The following is a 2,827-nucleotide window of genomic DNA, read 5'->3' as shown; positions in this document are numbered from 1 at the left end:
CCGCTCTACGCCCAGAACTGGGACGAGTCCCGGTGGCCAGAGCGGCGTCCGTTCACCGCCGTCGAGCTCGACCGGGCCACCTACGGGGGCGTCGTCTACGCCCCCCGCGTCGACGGCCACTCGGCCGTCGTCTCGTCAGCCCTGGCGGCCGCGGCGCGCCTGTCCGACGCGGAGGGCCGGATGCCGGACGGCCTGGTCATCACCGAGGCCCACCACCGCGCGCGGGAGGCCTTTGCCGCCTCGGTCACGCCGGGACAGCGCCGGGACGACATCGCCCTCGCGCTGCGGTCTGCTGCCGCCGCGGGGATCGCCTTGGTGCAGGAAAACGGTGGTCCCGTCGTCAGCTCGGCCGAGGACTTCTCCGACGTCCTCGACGTGGCCGGGCAACCCGGCTCGCCGCAGGTCATCGGCTACTGGTCCGAGCTCGTCGACACACCGGAGCGCGCCCGTGAGCTGGCCACGCGCCACCGCGCCCGAGGTCTCGCCGGCGACCTCAACATCGACGGGTCGATCGGCTCCCGGACGGCGAGCCTGCGCGAGGACTACATGGACCGGCCCGGCCACCGGGGCAACGCCTTCCTCACTGCCGCTCAGGTGCGCGACCACGTCGACGCCTGCACCCGGGCCGGGATCCAGGCCGGCTTCCACGTCATCGGCGACCTCGGCGTCGACACGGTCCTCGCCGGGATGCAGGCGGCGGCGGCGCGCACCGGGCTCGAGGCGTTCAGGGCCGCGCGGCATCGGCTCGAGCACGTCGAGATGATCGACGCCGACGGGGTGCGACTGCTCGCAGCCCTGGGCGTCGCGGCGAGCGTCCAGCCGGCTTTCGACGCCTGCTGGGGCGGAGACAGCGGCATGTATGCCGAGCGGCTGGGTCAGGAGCGGGTGCGCGGGATGAACCCCTTCCGGACGATGCTGGACGCCGGGGTGCGGGTCGCCCTGGGGTCGGACTCCCCGGTGACGCCGTTCGCCCCGTGGGAGGCGGTCCGGGCGTGCGTGGCGCACCACGACCGTGACCAGCGCACGAGCGTGGAGGAGGCCTTCCGCGCGCACACGGTCGGCGGCTACGAGGCGGCCACAATGGACGGCCACGGCGTGCTGCGGGTCGGGGGATCGGCGACCTTCGCGGTGTGGGACCGGGTCGGTGGCGAGCTGCCCGACCTCTCCGGGTCGCTGACGCCCCCGAGAGCGCTGCGGACGGTCGTGCACGGCACAGTCGTGCATGGGCCATCTTGACGGAGAATCTAGGGTGTATCCGTCGACCGGACGGCAATATTGCGGGTTGAGAGAGTCTGAGCCGGAATATCATCATCGTTGGATACGCTGACCCCGTGACCTCCACCTCCCCTGCCCGCCTCGAGCTCGACCCCGCGGTCGTGCGGCGGGCCCGCGCCCTGGCCCACAGGGCAGGCGCCCCGGTCGTGAAGATGACCCGAAGCCACACCACGGTGTCGGTCGAACGGGCCACGCTGCGCCTGGCCGGTCTTGCGGGCGCCGACCACGAGCGGATCCCGTGGGTCAACCACCTCGTCCAGGCGGTCCGTGACGACGTCGGTCTCGAGCACGGCGTCACGACCCCGGTCTTCGACGCCCTGCGGCGCGGCCAGGCCCCCGACCTGCTGACCCTCGCGCAGCAAGCGTCGAGCGGGTCCGCCTCGTTCCGGCTCCCGCACGGTCGCGAGCTCACCGCGGCCCGCAGGGCAGCCCGCGCCGGGGTGGCACACGGCATACGGCGCATCGACCGCCAGCGCGCCGCCCGCGACCGGCTCGTCCGGCGCCACGGCGACCCGAAGCAGAAGCCGTGGATCTACCTCATCGTCGCCACCGGCGACATCGACGAGGACATCCCGCAGGCCCAGGCCGCCGCCCGCGAGGGCGCCGACGTCATCGCCGTCATCCGCTCCACGGGGCAGTCGCTGCTCGACTACGTGCCCGAGGGCGCCACCCACGAGGGGTATGCCGGGACCTACGCCACCCAGGAGAACTTCCGGCTCATGCGGGCTGCCCTCGACGAGACGAGCAAGGAGGTCGGGCGATACATCCGGCTGACGAACTACGCCTCGGGACTCTGTATGCCGGAGATCGCGGCTCTCGCGGGCATGGAGCGGCTCGACATGATGCTCAACGACTCGATGTACGGCATCCTCTTTCGCGACATCAACCCGATCAGGACCTTTGTCGACCAACGGTTCTCGCGCCAGGTCCACGCCCGCGCCGGGATCATCATCAACACCGGTGAGGACAACTACCTGACGACTGCGGACGCCGTCGAGGCGGCGCACACCGTCACGACCAGCCAGCTGCTCAACGAGTTCTTCGCCAAGGAGGCCGGGCTCGAGGACTGGCAGCTCGGCCTCGGACACGCCTTCGAGATCAATCCCGAGCTGCCCGACTCCTTCAGGATCGAGCTTGCGCACGCCCTGCTGGCGAGGGAGCTGTTCCCAGACGCGCCGCTTAAGTGGATGCCACCGACACGCCACATGACCGGGGACGTATTCCGCGGCTACCTGCTGGACGGGTTCTTCAACCTTGCCGGCGCTCTCACCGGCCAGGGCATCCTGCTGGTGGGGATGATGACTGAAGCCGTTGTCACCCCGTGGCTGAGCGACCGCGACCTGGCCCTGCAGAACGTCCGCTACGTGATGGAGGCCGCCGGTGCCCTGCACGAGGACTTCCGGCCGCGCCCCGAGGGGTTCATCGCCACCCGCGCGCGCCAGGCCCTGGGAGAGACGATCGACCTGCTGGACAGGATTGCGAGCGATCGCGCACCTGGCGGGCACCCGCCGCTCCTCTCCGCGATCGCCGACGGCACCTTCGGCCTGATGAA

Annotated in this window: 2 protein-coding genes; both read left to right on the top strand. The window is 71.3% G+C overall.

What is annotated here, in order from left to right; all coding sequences use genetic code 11:
- A partial coding sequence (locus ACLL9L_RS16870; RefSeq protein WP_411285814.1) for an amidohydrolase occupies window positions 1–1,236 on the top strand: 1,236 nt, incomplete at its 5' end.
- A gap of 95 nt (window positions 1,237–1,331) precedes the next feature.
- Window positions 1,332–2,827, top strand: a 1,496-nt coding sequence (locus ACLL9L_RS16865; RefSeq protein WP_411285813.1) for a lysine 5,6-aminomutase subunit alpha TIM-barrel domain-containing protein, incomplete at its 3' end; no start/stop codon positions are given.

The sequence above is a fragment of the Lapillicoccus sp. genome (genome assembly GCF_046595215.1).
Lineage (GTDB): Bacteria > Actinomycetota > Actinomycetes > Actinomycetales > Dermatophilaceae > Lapillicoccus.
Note: the sequence above shows the minus strand (reverse complement) of the source record. Positions and strands in the feature narration are given on the sequence as shown.